The sequence below is a fragment of the Serratia sp. JSRIV002 genome (genome assembly GCF_019968725.1).
In the GTDB taxonomy this organism is placed as follows: Bacteria; Pseudomonadota; Gammaproteobacteria; order Enterobacterales; family Enterobacteriaceae; genus Chania; species Chania fonticola_B.
On the sequence record NZ_CP074143.1, the window covers coordinates 4,787,876 to 4,804,370 of the forward strand.

Annotated in this window: 14 protein-coding genes; 1 reads left to right on the top strand and 13 read right to left on the bottom strand. The window is 53.5% G+C overall.

Going from position 1 to position 16,495, the window contains the following annotated elements:
- Positions 1-18: 18 nt before the first annotated feature.
- From KGP26_RS22485 to KGP26_RS22505, 5 genes are all read right to left on the bottom strand, one after another.
- The gene (locus tag KGP26_RS22485; protein WP_037375677.1) at positions 19-1,164 is read right to left on the bottom strand and encodes a fimbrial protein; all 1,146 of its coding nucleotides are present in this window, start codon (positions 1,162-1,164) and stop codon (positions 19-21) included.
- A complete protein-coding gene (locus KGP26_RS22490) occupies positions 1,155-3,707 on the bottom strand; it encodes a fimbria/pilus outer membrane usher protein (protein WP_209522717.1) in 2,553 nt (850 codons plus the stop codon). Before KGP26_RS22490 ends, KGP26_RS22485 begins: the two co-directional genes overlap by 10 nt.
- Positions 3,708-3,811: 104 nt before the next feature.
- Positions 3,812-4,486, bottom strand: coding sequence for a molecular chaperone (locus KGP26_RS22495; RefSeq protein ID WP_021806159.1), 675 nt, complete (start codon positions 4,484-4,486; stop codon positions 3,812-3,814).
- Positions 4,487-4,585: 99 nt separating this feature from the next.
- The gene (locus tag KGP26_RS22500) at positions 4,586-5,110 is read right to left on the bottom strand and encodes a fimbrial protein (protein ID WP_021806160.1); all 525 of its coding nucleotides are present in this window, start codon (positions 5,108-5,110) and stop codon (positions 4,586-4,588) included.
- 499 nt (positions 5,111-5,609) lie between these two features.
- Entirely contained in the window at positions 5,610-6,158 is a 549-nt protein-coding gene (locus tag KGP26_RS22505) for a tyrosine-type DNA invertase (protein WP_021179836.1), read from the bottom strand.
- A gap of 312 nt (positions 6,159-6,470) precedes the next feature.
- On the opposite strand from KGP26_RS22505, the gene KGP26_RS22510 reads away from it, so the two are divergent.
- Entirely contained in the window at positions 6,471-6,713 is a 243-nt protein-coding gene (locus KGP26_RS22510; protein WP_223664635.1) for a hypothetical protein, read from the top strand.
- Between the two features lie 37 nt (positions 6,714-6,750).
- Here KGP26_RS22510 and KGP26_RS22515 read toward each other — a convergent pair whose 3' ends face one another.
- The 8 genes from KGP26_RS22515 to KGP26_RS22550 are packed head-to-tail and all read right to left on the bottom strand — an operon-like array spanning position 6,751 to position 16,476.
- Positions 6,751-7,485 (bottom strand): SDR family NAD(P)-dependent oxidoreductase, encoded by a 735-nt coding sequence (locus KGP26_RS22515; protein ID WP_037375693.1) that lies wholly within the window; start codon positions 7,483-7,485, stop codon positions 6,751-6,753.
- Positions 7,486-7,489: 4 nt separating this feature from the next.
- Entirely contained in the window at positions 7,490-7,738 is a 249-nt protein-coding gene (locus tag KGP26_RS22520) for an acyl carrier protein (RefSeq protein ID WP_021806163.1), read from the bottom strand.
- A gap of 15 nt (positions 7,739-7,753) precedes the next feature.
- The gene (locus tag KGP26_RS22525; protein ID WP_037375695.1) at positions 7,754-8,563 is read right to left on the bottom strand and encodes a MaoC/PaaZ C-terminal domain-containing protein; all 810 of its coding nucleotides are present in this window, start codon (positions 8,561-8,563) and stop codon (positions 7,754-7,756) included.
- Positions 8,560-9,810, bottom strand: a complete 1,251-nt coding sequence (locus tag KGP26_RS22530) for a beta-ketoacyl synthase (RefSeq protein WP_223664636.1) — start codon at positions 9,808-9,810, stop codon at positions 8,560-8,562. Before KGP26_RS22530 ends, KGP26_RS22525 begins: the two co-directional genes overlap by 4 nt.
- Positions 9,811-9,814: 4 nt before the next feature.
- Positions 9,815-11,209 carry an efflux transporter outer membrane subunit gene (locus tag KGP26_RS22535; protein ID WP_223664637.1) on the bottom strand — a complete coding sequence of 465 codons (1,395 nt, stop codon included), beginning with the start codon at positions 11,207-11,209 and terminating at the stop codon, positions 9,815-9,817.
- Positions 11,206-13,161 carry an ABC transporter permease gene (locus KGP26_RS22540; RefSeq protein ID WP_223664638.1) on the bottom strand — a complete coding sequence of 652 codons (1,956 nt, stop codon included), beginning with the start codon at positions 13,159-13,161 and terminating at the stop codon, positions 11,206-11,208. Before KGP26_RS22540 ends, KGP26_RS22535 begins: the two co-directional genes overlap by 4 nt.
- Positions 13,154-14,329: an efflux RND transporter periplasmic adaptor subunit gene (locus KGP26_RS22545; RefSeq protein ID WP_223664639.1), complete on the bottom strand. Its 1,176-nt coding sequence runs from the start codon at positions 14,327-14,329 to the stop codon at positions 13,154-13,156. Before KGP26_RS22545 ends, KGP26_RS22540 begins: the two co-directional genes overlap by 8 nt.
- Entirely contained in the window at positions 14,329-16,476 is a 2,148-nt protein-coding gene (locus tag KGP26_RS22550) for a peptidase domain-containing ABC transporter (RefSeq protein WP_223664640.1), read from the bottom strand. The genes KGP26_RS22545 and KGP26_RS22550 overlap by 1 nt, the downstream gene beginning before the upstream one ends.
- Positions 16,477-16,495: the final 19 nt, after the last annotated feature.

The window sequence follows — 16,495 nt, forward strand, 5'->3', positions numbered from 1 at the left end:
TTGCCGATGCAAACGGGATTATTCCATTTTTACCGTAATAGTCGCAGTTGCCTCAAAGTCTCCAACTTTCGGTGCTTTGCCGGTCGTGCTAATAGGGTAGAAATTCAATGTCGTCTGACTATCGCTATTGATATTACCCAAGCCATTCATTTCCATTGATAGCCGATCCCCAGGCGAAATGACCTGAGTGTTCCCGCCACGTTTTTCTTCAATTCTGATCGCAATATCATCATTATTCGACGTCACCGAACCATTAGTGGTAGTGGTCTTCAGGGCAGTAGGATCATGAGGATTCACCTCGCCCTCAAACAGCAAGCTGATTTTTGCGCGCGTCGACAGGTTGGTACACTCCAGATACAGGGTTTCTTCATGTATCTGGACGGTACTTGGCTTTTGGCCTTTAACTTTAAAATCGGTGGACATAATGCTGCCAAAGGGCACGGTAATCATTGGATTTTTAAGTTCGCATTTTTGCGGCACGGTGATCTTACCGCTCATGCTCACTGAAGCCGTTGGTCTGCTCCCCCGGCCTACATTGGGATCCGAATTAATATAGACATCCAACAGGGGAGAATGCGTTATTGTCGACGTGCCAATAACCGCCTGCCTGAAATAGAGATGAACTAATCCTTGTGCACCACTATCATAGAGTACGCCCTTACAATCCTGAGGCCGGTTAAAAAAACCATTCCCCCGCCATCCGTTACCTGGGAAAGGCACAGGGAAATATTTATTGACGGCACCGGCAATATACACATCCATAGCAGCAGAAAAATCCTCGCTACCGCTCAACGAATAGAACTGCCTGCTACCATCCCCATCCGGCAGAGGCGCCCCCCTTGGGACAGCCATAATAAACGACTCTTTCATCCGAGTTTCGCTACCGCAGTCGCAGTTGACCCGATACCCGTCCCCCTCGTTCTGCCACACATTTTCGGCCTTATTCACCTCATAAAACGTCTTGCCAGCCGTGTTCTTATCTGGATGGTCGAACAACTGATTAAACGTAAAGTGATAACCCATAGTGGAGCCTGCAGGTTCGCACTGCCCGATGGCTGCCTGCGCCGATGGCAGGCTCCCCAATCCCAAGGCGATAACTCCCCCGATGGCTGAATAATGCACTAACGATTTCCATTTATTCATCATTAAAGCCTTTATAAACATTGGCCATTCATCAAACGGATCCCGGCGCTATCTTGTTGCTCCGGCACACTGTAAGACACTTGGCATTGCTGTGACGCGGCGTTGCCCCACTTGACCTGCAACTTGCCGCTACCGGCCATCCCAGAGAGGAATACCTGACCACCGTCACCGACGATGCTGCCGTTGTCACCCCCATTGCTATCGGTTACGGTGGCACCGAACGGTACTGGCGCCCCCTGCCTCAACAGGGTCATCAATACCCGCTGACCGACATTAGGTTTGAACTCGGCGCGCACGATGGCACCACGGGTTGGGATCACCGTCTGACTGGTTATCGTCATATCGACATCATCTGGCAGAGTAGTGGTATTTATCGCAATATTGTTTTTGCGATAAACCGTGGCATAAGGCACCACGGCATAGCCACGCCAGTCGGTCGTCACTCCTGATTGGTTGGCTATATTGACACCCTTGGCTCCCGGTGCTTTCACCAGCACCGCTGTCTCATTCATCTGTTGCGAGAGTGTCAAACCGTCTTCGTGCAAGAGGATCCCACCCTGCACACCGTAGTTGAGGCGTTGATCGGAACGGTTATAGCCATACCCCACGTTGACTCTGCCCAAGCCGCCACGATAGCCAAGGCTGCTATTGCCGTAAGCTCCGACTCCCTGGCTGGTGTAGCCCTGGCTGACGTTATAGCTCAGGTTATTACTGGGTAATGCGGTACCGTTCAGGCCGATTGAGTTACTGGTGGTGCCTTTACGGCTGGTATTCAGGTTGTAGCTTGCATAGCTGTCAGACAGCCTTCCACCCAATGGCATGCTGATATTTAAGGCGAGAATATGGTCGTCGTAGTTGACGCGTTCGCCGCTGCTGTCATAACCATCTCTGCTGAAGGTGTAGTTCAGGCCATAGCTGATACTGTTCCAGCTATTGTTATACCCGACGCTCACCGACTGGTTACGGCGCCGATCGTTCCAATAATCTTCGTTGTACAGGCTGAGCGACAGTGAACCGGCACCTTCCCATAGCGTCTGGCTCATCGACAGTTCAGCACGGCTCTTCTTGTGATTCTGACTTTGTGATGTTTTGCCGCCGGTATAGGTATTTAACGTTTCCTGCAGCGTATAGAACCCCGCCGTAGAGTAACGATAGCTGGCCAAGGTGAAGCTGGTACCCGTTTCGACAAAGTTCTTGCCGTAACGCATACGCCACGACTGGCCGCGCTCTTTGGCAGAAAATTCAGGTTTAGACCAAGCCTGGGTAACATCGGCAGAAAACGCGCCGATAACCCCCATGTTTTGCCCCCAGCCGAGAGCCAGTGCCTGATATTTGCTGGCGGCCTGCACGCCGCCGTAGAGGGTGGCCCCCCTCGGCAAGCCGTAGATCGCCGTGCCTTGAGTAAACAACGTATCATCCACGTTACTGTTGGATGAACGATATTGGCCGCTGGTCAGGCTGTATTTGAAACGCCCTTGCCGCTGTAACACCGGGACGGAAGCAAACGGCACCACTAACCTTTGCTCGCTGCCATCGCTCTCTTTAATGCTCACTTGCAGATCGCCGCTGCCCGCCGTCGGATAGAGATCGCTGATTTCAAAGGCCCCAGGTGGCACATAGCTCTGATAAATGACATAGCCGTTCTGGCGAACCGTGACCTGAGCGTTACTGCGGGCAATGCCTCGCACCGTCGGTGCATAACCCCTCAAACTCTCTGGCAGCATGTCATCATCCGAAGCTAACTGACCGCCACGGAAAGGCACGCTGTCAAACACCTCACTTTGGGAGGAGCTATCGCCCAGTATCAACTGGCTCTTCAGCGCCACGATATCGCGCTGTAAATAGGTATTGATGGAATCCCAGTGGCTTTCACCCTCAGAGTCACGATTCCAGGTTGAGTAGTTACGCAGACGCCAGGCGCCGAGGTTGATCCCTGAACGCAGGTTGAGATAATAGCTATTGCTGTCCGAGCTCTTACTGCTACGTGCCCAACTGTTGGCACCGCTAAAGTTATAGTTGACCAACAGCGCCGGTATTCCCTGATCCCACTGGTCTGGCGGAACATAGCCACGAACAGTCGAGTTCAATGCCGCCTGGGGGATACTGATGTCCAACCGCTGTTGATTAAAACGGAACGAGGCCGATGCCTGGGGAATGATCTGCGCCAGATTAACGCACTGCCCAGAGGCCGGGATAGCGGGGAAGGAAGCGATCTTCACGCCCATTGCCTCAAGCATATCGCTGCTTAGGCAAGGCTGCAGGCTATCCTCACCTGCCGGGCTTCGCTGCAGGGAGAAATCAAGATCCTGGGTATCGATCATCGCCCCATTCAGATAGATATCAACCCGGTACGTACCTGGGGCCTGAGTACGGCCATCTTCAAAAACCGTCAGATCAGCCCCTCGCTGAGACGGATTATCAAGCTCCAGCAGTGCCGGGTTAAAGTAATCGCGGGCCTGTGCGCTACCGGACATTCCCATTAACATGGCAACCTGACATGAGATCAACCAGGTCAGCGGGGTACGGTCAAATCCGCGCGAGCCTATACGCTTCGGGTTTTTCATCCATTTAACTCCATTTATCAGCCGTGCCAGTAAATTCCGGCAAGCCGCGTCCCTTCCCTGTACTACCTGTGCAGGGATTAGCTGTATTTAATCTGGTGAATGCCTTATAGAACCCCGATAAACGGTTTAGTAATACCGCCGTAATCGTTAATAACTTCCCAGCTCAATGCCCCACCAAGACTACCGTCGGGTAGTTCAAAGCGCGCACTGGACTTCGGTGCAACCATGCTGACATTTTTCAGCGGACTACCATTAACCTTGACTGAGAATAGCGTGATAAAATAGGGTGATGCATTGGTCACCTGAACCGCGTTACCGCTACGCTGCCAGGTCAATGTCTTGGCGGCGTCCTCTAACGTACCGGGTAACCCCTGTGGGCGATAAATCAGCTTGATGCGCGTCTTGACCGCAATTTGTAAACTGTTTTCCTGTTTCTTAGCCGAAGGAATAGATTTGATGTTCAGCCAATAGAGAGATTCTTTATCGGTCGGTAAATTCCCGCCAGCACGCACTACGCGTAGAATATTATTCTGCTCACCATCCAAACGGAATAAAGGAGGGGTAATGATAAATGGCGCCTTGGACGTGTCCCCTTCATGCGTGTCAACCCAGGACTGAATGAGATAGGGCACCTTATCCGGGTTATTAATCCCCAGAGAGGCTTCTTTTTTACCACCGTCATAAACCAGGCGCGTTCCGCCGACAATAATGCCCGCCTGTACCTGCGCACCAAAGGTTAGTAACAGCGCTGCGACTATTGTGCTCCGCCAGACTTTCATTGCTTATTCACCACTTCGGCCATTGAGAGAAAGGCCAGGGGATGGCTTTCGCCCCCCTGACCAGCCTTATACCGCCCGTATCAGCCGAGCGGATAAAACTTACTGATAGATAATGGTAAAGTTGCTTACTGCGTTAGCCTTACCCGCAGTGACGGTGGCTGAAGTCGCGTAGTAACGTGCAACAAACCCGAGCACGTTATCTTCGGTGCTGCTCAGCGGGTAAACGCTTGAGTCCGTGTGCAGGTTAATCACTTTGTTGTTGTTGTCAGCAATCTGAACACCAACGCCAGTGGCAACACCTGGCTCATCGGTCAGCGCCAGAACGGCATCGTTACCCGCAACCTGGATACCATCAAAACGCACTGTCGCCGCTTTAACCGTATCTGGGCAGTCTTGCAGGATCAGGGAGAAATCCTTAGAGGCGGCAGTGACGCCAGCGCCACCCTTGAATGCGCCGACAAATACTTTACCCAGAGTAACGGTCTGGTTTTCTGAATCAGAATGCACAGTACAAGCTTGATCGATGATTTCACCAGCGAAGTTTACTTTGCCGTCTGCAGCGAACGCCGCGGTGGAAAACGCGGAGGCGGCCAGTACAGCCACGGCGAGCAGATTCTTGTTCATAGACTACTTTTCCTTTTAAATAATGCACTTCAAATACGCGCATTTGTTTATTTTTGACATAACCCTATGTCATTCCTTTTTATTTAGTTCATCGACTGAAACACGCCTGCGCAAATAGCAATGGGGCAGTAATACCTTTCCAGCCAAACGATTCATTTTGAACTAAAGTGACTCCTTTGGTTTAACGTGCCAAGGATGGCCTTAAAACAAACAACGAATAGTTTAATGCTCTGAAAATTAGAGGAATAAAAGAATTATGAGCTAGTTATAAAACAGGCAAGTTTCGATCTTGGATTTTTTTAGGTGGTCAAGTAAGAAAACACTTAAGGCTGGATGAGGGTTTATTATGGGGAAAATTATTTAACTCATTGTTATTTAATGACTTTATTAATCAAGATGAATTATTGAATAGTTAGTGTTGACATTATTTTTGAGTATCCTTAGAGTATGTTGCAATTTAGTTCAAAGTGACTCATTAGACATATTTTCCTTACTCAAATCACCATACTTCCTTGAACCGCCTGGCATTGCTTGCCGTATATAACACCGTATTCTGAATATTCCTATGGCCAAGAAAATCCTGAATCAAACGCGTATCAATTCCCCGGTCCGCCAAGGCAAAACCGCAGCCATGGCGCAGCATATGGGGATGTGCATTGACCTCTAGATTGGCCGCCTCACTGTAATTACGAATGAGCCAATAAATACGTTGGCGTGATAACCGAGATCCCCGGTTAGAAAGAAACAACCACTCGCTATCCGCACCACGATAATGTTTTCTCTTGGCCATCCAACGCTGTAAACACTTACGCTCGCGCACATACAAAGGATGAACCGTTGAGAAGCCGTTTTTCAATCGATGAATATAAATATTGCCACCTTCAAGATCGATATCTGACAGCCGCCAACTATTGATTTCACTCACGCGGCAACCATGAATAAAACACATATAAATCAAACAGTAATCTCTCTCTGGGTTCTTGCCTTTCAGCGTTGCCTCTAGCAGTTTTTCCACTTCGGAAGGCGTTAAATGTTTACGACTGGTCATAGTACCTCTTTGACTTTTCACCAAAATTATGTGGATTTTTCCTCCCTTTTATTTCCACAACAACGCTCAGGAGCATTGGCCCCTGCCTTCGGATAACATCCTGGATCCTAAGCGGAGTATAGCCGATAAATAATTACGAAACAGCCAGGTCATTGAACAATGATAATTACCCATGATCTAACGCAAATTAGCTAACATTTAGATTAAAATCAGTAGTTCATCTCAGCTATAGGTTAATAAAACAGCAAGATTAAATTGCGCAACATAATAACAACAGGATAAAAGCAATAAATACAACATAAAAAACCCTTGATGAAAAAATCAATAACAGTTAACCCCGGCAACCTAATGAGCAGTAAAAAACAGTGGTGTTCGACAGTGGCCTCACCAGAGAATAATCCCAAAATAAAAGCATATAAAACAAATGATAAACATAGTTACTACCTATATAAAAAGGCAGCTTTATCGGAAAATACGCATAATGATTGGGTTGAAAATCAAACGGAGAAAAATAAATTCGCAGGAACGTACGGCAATAAAAAGGGGCACCGATAGACAGTGCCCCGACTTGATACAGGATGTATTAACGCGCTCAGACGGTCAAACCACCGTCTAGCACCAAAATTTGCCCCGTCATATAACGGCTATCATCACCGATGAGAAACGCGGTGGTACGCGCTACCTCGCTGGCTTTGCCCAGGCGGCGTAAAGGAATTTGCTTGCGCAGCGCCTTCAGCGCCTCCGGCGGAATGGCCTGTGTCATCTCGCTTTCGATAATCCCGGGCAACAGGCAGTTCACTCGGATACCAAAGCGCGCCACTTCCAGCGACAGAGATTTCCCCAGGCCGATCATCGCCGCCTTACTGGCCCCGTAGGCCGTTTGCCCGGTGTTGCCCTTGATGCCCGTCACCGAGGACATCAGCACCATAGCCCCTTCCCCCTGCGCCATCATGGCGGGCAGCAGGTGGCGGTTCCAATAAAAGATGCCGTTGAGGTTGGTGTCGATCACCTGCCGCCAGCGCTCGCCGGTTTGCTGGATATGCAAATCATCCAGCGTGATCCCGGCGTTATGGATCACCGCAAAAGGTGCACCGAGGCGTGCCAGCAACTGCGGAGCTACAAGGTTCACCGCCTGCTCGTCACTGCCGTCACACACGCAGCTTTCCACCCAGCCAGGCAACCCCGCGCAGGCTTCAATCACCGCCGCGCTGGCCGCCTTGCCGTTACGGCATGTGAACACCACGTTCCATTGCTTGGCCAACTCTTCCACCAATGCGCGGCCAATTCCCCGGCTCCCACCGGTCACTAACACCCATCGTTTAGTCATGAGATTACTTTTGTGCATCGGCCAGGTGTTGACAGAGTTCACCCAGCGTCATAGTCGGCTGATTGATGAACATTTCTGCGGTGAGCGTGGCTCCGAACTCGCGCTTCGCCAGCACCATCAGCTCCACATAGTCCAGGCTGTCCAGCTTCAACTGGTGCAGGGGCATCTCTGGCGCCAGATCGGCCATCCCGAGATCTTTGGCATCACAAATCATTTCCGTGACGGTGTCGTAAACCTGTTGGTAGTTTTCCATGGTTATATCCCTATGTTAATGATCGGCCATTGGCCATGTTTTTAAGGTGACGGAAGTCGCCAGCAGCGGATGCCACTGCGTTCTGGCCTCAATCACCGTGCGTAACACCAATCCGCTGCTTTTATTCCCGATCACCAGCATCGGCTGAATACGGTAGTACAGCCGATCTTCGGGTGCAAATAGCGTTTCCGGGTTGAATAATCGGGCGCTGAAGTGGGTCTCATGATGCGTCTGTACCACTGGGCTCTGGGCAAACACCTCAATCAGCGTGGTGGCCTGCAGTTCCGGAAGCGTCGTCGCCAACATCGCCACGGTTTCCGGGGATTTCACCAGCAGTTGGAACAGCAGGGCGTCAAAGAAACTCCATGCCTGAGTGGCATCCGATGCCTGCCCTGGGAAAGGCTGGCAGAGTGCCATCACCTCGTTAACGGTCAGCGCATGCTCGTGATCGGAAGCCACCAAGTCTAGTGACCTAGCCGGAACCAGCTTGCTGCTGAAGCAACTTTCCTGCGTGGCACAATCCCGCAACTCACCGGTGATCTGCTTGCCATTGCCCGCTATCTGCAAGTGATACGGCGTCTGGCACAACACCGGTCGGCGCATACGGGTGCTGAACACATAAAAGGCATGCTCCAGCGGATCCGCAAGCAGCACCGCACTCAGATGACGTTTCATATCCAGCATCGCACGCATTCCGTGGACGCTCAGTTGATCGGCCCCCATTTTGCGTACCTGTTGCAGATCAAAGTGGATCGGGTTGTAGTCGCCGGAAAAAGCAGCCCATTCCTCGGCATCGCGCAGGGTGTAGTTGAAGATCATGCTCATGCCTGCCCGATAACCAACGCCGCGTTAGCGCCGCCGAAGCCGAAGCTCAGATTCAAGATGTTCTGTAATCGGGCCGGGCGGTGCCCTTCGCTGATGTAGTCCAGATCGCACTCCGGGTCAGCATTTTTCAGATGACAGGTGGCGGGCATCAGCTGACGCTGCAACGCTTGCAGGCAGATGATGGATTCAAAGCTGCCTGCCGCCGCAATCAGATGCCCGGAGTAAGACTTGGTGCTGGAAAGCGGCGTGCTGTAGGCCGCGTCGCCAAAGGCCAGCTTGATCGCCTGGGTTTCATTCAGATCGTTGAGGGGCGTAGAGGTGCCGTGTGCATTGATATAGTCAATCTCCTCCGCCGTCACCCCGGCCTGGTGCAAGGCATGCTGGATGGTTTTCACCCGGGCAAGCTTGTCTTCCGCGGGAGCGGTAAAGTCGAAGGCATCAGAGTAATTGCCGTAGCCCTTGATTTCCCCCAGGATGGTTGCCCCGCGAGCCAGTGCGGCTTCGCGTTCTTCCAAGCACAACACGGCAGCACCTTCGGATAGCACAAAGCCATTGCGATCGAGGCTGAACGGGCAGCAGGCCTTGCTGATATCATCCTGCTCACTCGTCAAAGCACGCAGCACATCGATATTCCAGACGGCAGTGTCGCTGCTTAACGACTCTCCTGCCCCGGCCAGCATCATCGAGGCACGGCCACTGCGGATCACCTCAAACGCATCGCCAATGGCAATCGTCCCGGTCGCACAGGCCGCAATCGGACTATTTTGATAACCACGCAGACCCCAAAACAGGCTACAGGCGGCCGTCGCGACATTCGGCATGGACAGGAAGCAGCCAAAGGGTGAACCCAGTCCTGCCCGCAAAAAGTCCTCATGATTGTTTTGAATTTCATCCTGGCCCGCCCAGCCGCTGCCGATGATAGTGCCGCACTCCAGCAAATCGTAATAGGCCGCCGGGCTCTCCCCATGGAAAGCCATCTCCATTGCTTCACGGGCCGCTCCCAAGGCTAACCGGGCAAAGCGAGGCAAACGGCGGCGGATCGCGGCAGGCACCCCTTTCAAGTCTGGTTCGTCGTCGATCACCCCCAAGAAACGTGACTGGATCCCCACGGCAGATTTATCGTAATAGCGGTAGCCTAGTTGATAATCCATCATCGCCGCCCAGCTTTGCTCGGTATTCATCCCCAATGGCGTGACCGCACCGAACCCCGTAACCACCACGCGACGTGGCAAAGCATCTCTATTCATGATCTCATCCTGTTATATCACCGTCTTTTTCCACACCGCCGCCCAACGCCAGCCACAGCTTCATGGTGGCGTTGAGGTAGTTGTACTGCAGATCTGACAAATTGCTTTCAATGGTCAATAACGCATCCTCGGCATCCAGCAAAGTCTGGAGGGAGACCGCACCGGCCTGATACTGGCTGTTGGCCAGCGCCAAACGCTGATGACCAAGCCGCAGGTTGCGTTGCTGATTGATTTTTTGCTGTTGATAGCTGAGCCGTTGCGACATGGCGTTGTCCACGTCCGCCAACGCGTTGTAGACCTGGCTGCGGAAAGCGATCGCCGCCTGCTTGACGTCTAAATCGGCTATTTCGATGGTCAGTTGCACGGTATTCCAGTTCAGGAAGGGTAAAGCAACGCTGCTCCCCAAGCTTCTGCTCGGGTTGCTGAACCACTGCTGGAAAATCGTGCTGCCCGCATTGAGTGAAGCACTCAGCGAAAGCGAAGGGTAGAAGTTCAAACGCTCCACATCCGACCCTGCCAGCGCAGCACGCAAAGTCTTTTCTGCCGCCTGCACATCAGGCCGACGGGCAATCACTTCTACCGGCAAAGCGCTCGCTACCGGCACTCCCTGATTGATATCAAGGGAGCGGCGTTCGGCCTGGCGATCGGTGGGTGAACGGTTGAACAGGATCGCCAGCGCGTTGCGATTCTCTTCCCGCTGCTGTTGCAGCGTGCGGTAGTTATTCTCACGATTGATCAGCGATTGCTGTGCCTGTTGCAGGTCGATCTGCCCGGCGGCACCGGCGTCATAACGCGATTGCACCATCGCCAGCGTCTGTTGGCCGATTTCCAGCCCCGCTTGCTGTTGCTTGATTTGCTGATTAAGGTTGGCGATCTGCCAATAATACTGCGCCGTGTTGCCGATGAGCGTCAGCGCGGTGTTTTGCCGATCCTGTTCCTTGGCCTCAGCCTGCCACTGCGCCTGCTCTCTGGTTCGTGCCAGTTTGCCCCACAAATCCAATTCATAACTTAGCTCCAGACCACTGTTGTAAGACTCTGTGGAGTTCGTATTCTGACGCAGGTTCTTGCTATTACTGACCCCGCCGTTTGCCGTCGCGGTTGGCGTCAGGTTGGTATTCTTCAGCCCGGCCGCCAGCCTCGCCTGCTGGAGTTGCAGCCCGGCAATGGCCAGATCGTTGTTGCTGGTCAGCACCCGCCCAATCAGCACGGAGAGCTGCGGATCGTCGAAGTTATCCCACCAATGCTCGGTGTGTTGCAGAAAATCGCTTCCGCTCTGTTGCATCCGCCACTCGGCAGGTACTGACAGCATTGGCCGCTGATAATCGCTTTTCGTCAAGGAGCCACAACCGCTCAACAGCAGTGGCAATAGCATCACCAGAGAAAGTTTGTTGTTCGTCATTCGCGCGCCAACGCCTCCGTTGGATGCAGACGCGCCGCATTGCGCGCCGGGAAAAAACCAAAACCCAAGCCGATCAACGCCGAGAACCCACAGGCCAGCACCAACGGCGGCCAGGTAAAAATCATGGTGAACTCCTGTGTCACCAGGGAGAAAATCACCCCGGCCAGCCCGGAGCCAATAATGCCAATCAACCCACCCAGCGAGCAGATCACCATCGCCTCAATCAGGAACTGGCGCATGATGTCCACTGGCCGCGCACCGACCGAAAGGCGTATGCCGATCTCATGGGTACGTTCGGTAACCGAAACCAGCATGATGTTCATCACGCCAACCCCGCCCACCAGCAGTGAAATCCCGGCAATGGCGGTGATCAGCAGCGTCATCGAATCCGAGGCTTTACGGATGGCCTTGGTCATCTGGTCATTGGTTTGGGTGAAAAAGTCGCGCCGGCCATGCGCCTGTTCCAACAGCCGTTCGACGCGCCCCTGTGCTTCGATAAGCGAGGACCCTTCGTGCACACGCAGCATAATCGACTCGATCGGCATATCGCCGGACATGCGCTCCAGCACTGCGGTATAAGGCATCCAGGCCCCCAACATCATGCCGCTGTATTTGCCGCCTTTAGGTTCAGCAACGCCGATCACCCGGTAAGGGGTACCTGCAAGCTGGACGATCCCGCACTCAGCCACTTCATCCGGCTCAAACAGCGTGTCGCGTAATTGCGGATCGATGATCACCACCGGCTCACGCTCATCCAGATCGCGCCGGGTAAAGCCGTTGCCGGAAAGGAAATTCAGGCCCTGCACACGAAAATAGGCGTTGCTGATACCGGAAATCGAAGCCATCGCCTCTTTGCCACCGCGCACCGCGGCCACGGTTTTGCTGACCACCGGCGATACGCTGTCGACATAAGGCTGGTGCTCCAACAGCTCAACATCAGCCACCGTCAGCGAGCGGGCGAGGTCCGGGCGCGGTTTATCCCACCCCAGTCCGGGGCGGACATCTAAGGTACTGCTACCTAATTGGCTAATTTCATTGAGTATATTTTGACGTGCGCCCTCACCCACCGCCATTGACGACACCACGGAAGAGACGCCGATAATGATGCCCAACATCGACAAAAAGGCCCTTGCTCGATGCCCCAGCAACGCACGCCAGGCCATCTTGACCGCCTCTTGCACGCTCGGCCAGAACGGGTTGCGCCCGGTAGCCGCGGCAACCGGCAGCGCAGGTTTGGTTTCCTGCAGGGCTACCGCCTCATTACGCTGGTCGGCCACGATCTCGCCGTCGCTGATTTCGATAATGCGCTGCGCCTGATTGGCCACGTCCCGATCGTGGGTCACGATAATGATGGTATGCCCTGAACGGTGCAGGGAATGCAGGATCCCCATCAGTTCCTGACCACTGGCACGGTCGAGCGCCCCGGTCGGTTCATCGGCCAGAATGATTTCCGCCCCGTTCATCAACGCCCGGGCAATACTGACTCGCTGCTGTTGCCCACCGGAGAGTTGCGCCGGTTTGTAATCCATTCGGTGCTGCAATCCAAGCCGGGTGAGCAGGTATTCGGCCCGCGTCTGGCGTTCTGCCGCAGGCATCGCGGTATACAGGGCGGGAATGGCGACGTTTTCGGCGGCGCTCAGGTAGGGCATCAGGTGATAACGCTGGAAAATAAACCCGATGTACTGGCTGCGTAGCTGAGCCAACTGCTCACTGCTGGCAAGCTGGGTGGAGATCCCCTTGATCTGCATCTCCCCCTGCGTAGGCTTATCCAGGCAGCCGATGATATTCATCAGCGTGGATTTCCCCGAGCCGGACGCACCAATGATCGCCACCATTTCGCCACGCTGAATGGAGAGAGAGATATTTTTCAGCACCGCCACGGTCTGCAACCCGGAGACAAAATGGCGGGAAATGCCGCTCAGTACGATCAAGGGAGTGGATAACTTAACCATTGCTAGCACTCCCGACGGCACGCTGCGCCAGTACTACGCGGTCTCCCTCTTTCAGCCCCTCTTTCACTTCGGCAAACTGGCGATCGTTCAGGCCGATGCGGATCCAGCGTGTTTCAAGCTGTTTGCCATTCATCACCTGTACCTGATAACGATCTTTACCCTGCTGTTCACCGAAGGCGGCCACCGGCACGCGCAGGGCATTCTTCACCTGTTCGGTGATAATAAAGACCTGAGCGGTCATCGAGGTGCGCAACAGACGTTTGCTGTTGGCAATGGCAAACACGCCGCTGTAATAGACCGCCGAAGCCTGCTGATTGGCAGAGCCTGACGAGTTACCTTCCTGCAAGGCTTCGTTCGGGGCTTCCTGGATCGAGCCCATCACGCTTTCGTAACGCTGTTTGGGATCGGCAACAACGTAGAACCACAGCGGTTGCCCGACTCGCACCTTCAGGATATCGATCTCCGAAATACGGGTGTGTACCGTCATGGTGTCGACATCCGCCAGCACCAGAATGGTCGGCACGGTTTGTGACGACACGATGGTCTGCCCTTCTTTGGTGACGATCCCCAACACTTCGCCATCGATCGGCGCGACGATGCGGGTAAAGTCCAGATTGGCTTTCGCGGTTTGCTGCTCCATCTGCGCCTGAACGATCTGCGCGTCGTTTACCTTCAACTGGGCAAGCTGGGTTTGGAACTGCGCCTGCGCCTTCTCCAGTTCGCTTTTCACGCCTGAACCATCACGATCCAGCCTCATTTGACGCTTCAATTCCTGCTGATACTGCTTGAGCGTTGCCTGGGTGACCTGTTTCTGCGCCTGAGCGCTTTGCAAGGCAGCCTCCGATTTACGCAACTCATTCTGTTGCAAGGTCGGATCGATTTCCGCCAGCAGTTGTCCTCGGGTGACGCGATCGCCCTGCTTCACATACAGCTTTTGCAATTGTCCATTAACCTGCGCACCGACGCTGACCTGCAACGCCGGTTTGAGGATACCGGTGGCCAACACGGTTTTCTCGATATCGCCACGGGCGATCTCTTCGATGTCATAGGTATTATTGTGCGCAGGCTCAACGATGAACCAGGCGATCGTGCCGATCAACACCACCTGACACAGCAAGGCAATCGGCACTAGCCTGCGTTTATCCATGCCAAACATTTTCAACTTCATTAACTCACCGCCGTGGTTAACGCTGTTGACGCTTCAAGCTCCGTAGCAACGCTCACCACATGGCCGTTGCTCACGCGGTACACCCGATCAAACATCGGCAATACGCTTTCGCTGTGCGTCACGGTGATCAGCGTTTTATGCTGCTCGCGACAATGCATCAGCAAGGTGGTCATCACCTGGTGCGCCGTGTCCTCATCCAGGTTGGCCGTAGGCTCATCGAGCACCAGCACCGGACGATCGCTGTACATAGCCCGCGCCAGCAGCAGACGTTGGCGCTGCCCCAGCGAAAGCCCAGCATGGCTTTCACGGATCAGGGCATTCAAGCCCCCCGGAAGTTTTTCTATCACCGAGCTCAGATTCAGACCTGTAAGGGAGCGCTCGATCTGCCGATGTTTGCGCTCATCAAACCCCTCATCAAACAGGGTGATATTTTGCAGCACCGAGGCATTGAACAAGATGTCCTCCTGGCTTTGCAGGAAGAACAACGCGTGCACCTGCTGATAATCGAGCAGTTGGCCATCAACAATCACCTGCCCCTGCTGGGGTGTCATCAGGCCGGTCATCACTTTCAGCAAGGTACTTTTCCCCGCCCCCGACTCACCCACAATGGCAATGCTTTTCCCAGGTTTTAGCGACAGAGAAAGGTCTTGCAATACCGGTTGCTGGGCGTTATAGGCAAAGGCGATATTTTTATAACGTAACTGCGAAGTGAATTTAGGGATCGGTGTAGGTACCGCATCCTCCGCCCTATCCTGTTCAGACCGCGACGGGAACAAGTCTCTGGCGCGGGTATCGATCACGTGCAGTTGGTTCTTTTGCAGGACGGAGTAGAAAATCTTGGTGATATAAGAGGTGAAGATCTCACGCACAAAACTGTAGGCAAAGAACTCACCCAGCGTGATAGTGCCGTTTTTCAGCAACGGCAGCGCCAGCAACATAAAGAACACCATCTCCAGGCTGCCGATCAACTGATACAGGCTGCTTTTGACCTGCTCATACATCTTCTGCTGCTGGCGACAGGTAAACAACGACAGTGCAAACTTGGCGAACATCCCTTTGCGCTGGCTGTCCAATCCGGCGGACTTGATGGTGGAGAACCCTTGAATACTCTCCAGGATAAAGTCGCTCTGCTCGGCGGTTTTTACCTGCAACTGCTGGGTGTAAAAACGGTCACGATAGATGGCCCAGACGCTGACCAATCCCATCAGAGTGACCCCCACACCAGACACCATAGCCAGCAGCGGGCTCATGTAGCACATCACCGCCAGTGCGATAGCGCCAATGATCCAGTCGGTACGCAGGCCGTTATCCAGCTCGATTTTAGTCCCTGACGCCATCTGCCAGTTGGAAAAACGGCTGAAGACTTCGCCCGGCGCGCGTTTATCAAAGAAGTTCAGTGAATTGCTGAGCAGGCGCGAGAATCCCGCCACGCTGTTGATCACCACAAAGCGTTTGATAAAGCGCTCGGTGATCCAACGCACGCCGAAGGCCAGTGTGGTCGACACGACAAATGCCAGCAGGAAGTAGAAATAAGGGAAGTCGGTTTCACCTGCGCTGGAAAAAACCTGATTGATGGCGCTGCTGACCATCGTCGGCATAATAAACAGGGTTAAAGAGATCAGAAACGCCAGTATCATCAGCCGGTAAATACCGGGGATACGCGCTGTTTCTTTCAGGCTCATGGTGTCGGACGCACTGAAGCGTTTACTGGGCTGAACATTGGCCAGCGCCTGAGAGTCAGGCTGGGCTTCACTGTCCAGCACCAACGCATAACCGCTGATTTCCATTTTTAACGCATCAATCGGCAACAGTTGTTGACCAATGCCCGGGTTCATCACGCAGACATGATTACCTTTACGGTAGGCCAACACCACATAATGGCTCGCCCCATAATGTAAAATGGCAGGCAGCGGTATTTCCGCCAGTTCACCGTGCTCGAAAGCAACGGGATAGGCGGGCATCGCCAGTTCCGCCATAATGTCGCACAGTGTGGCCAGCGAGGTGCCATGCTGCGAGGCGGGATAGCGCTCCCGCAAGCTCTCCAATGGCGCACTGATGCCCTGCGTTTCCGCCATCATCGCGATGCAGGCCAGCCCACATTCATTCGTTTCGCCTTGAAACACCAGCGCCGGGATTATCTTTTCCATGATCTGACTTCTTCAATTT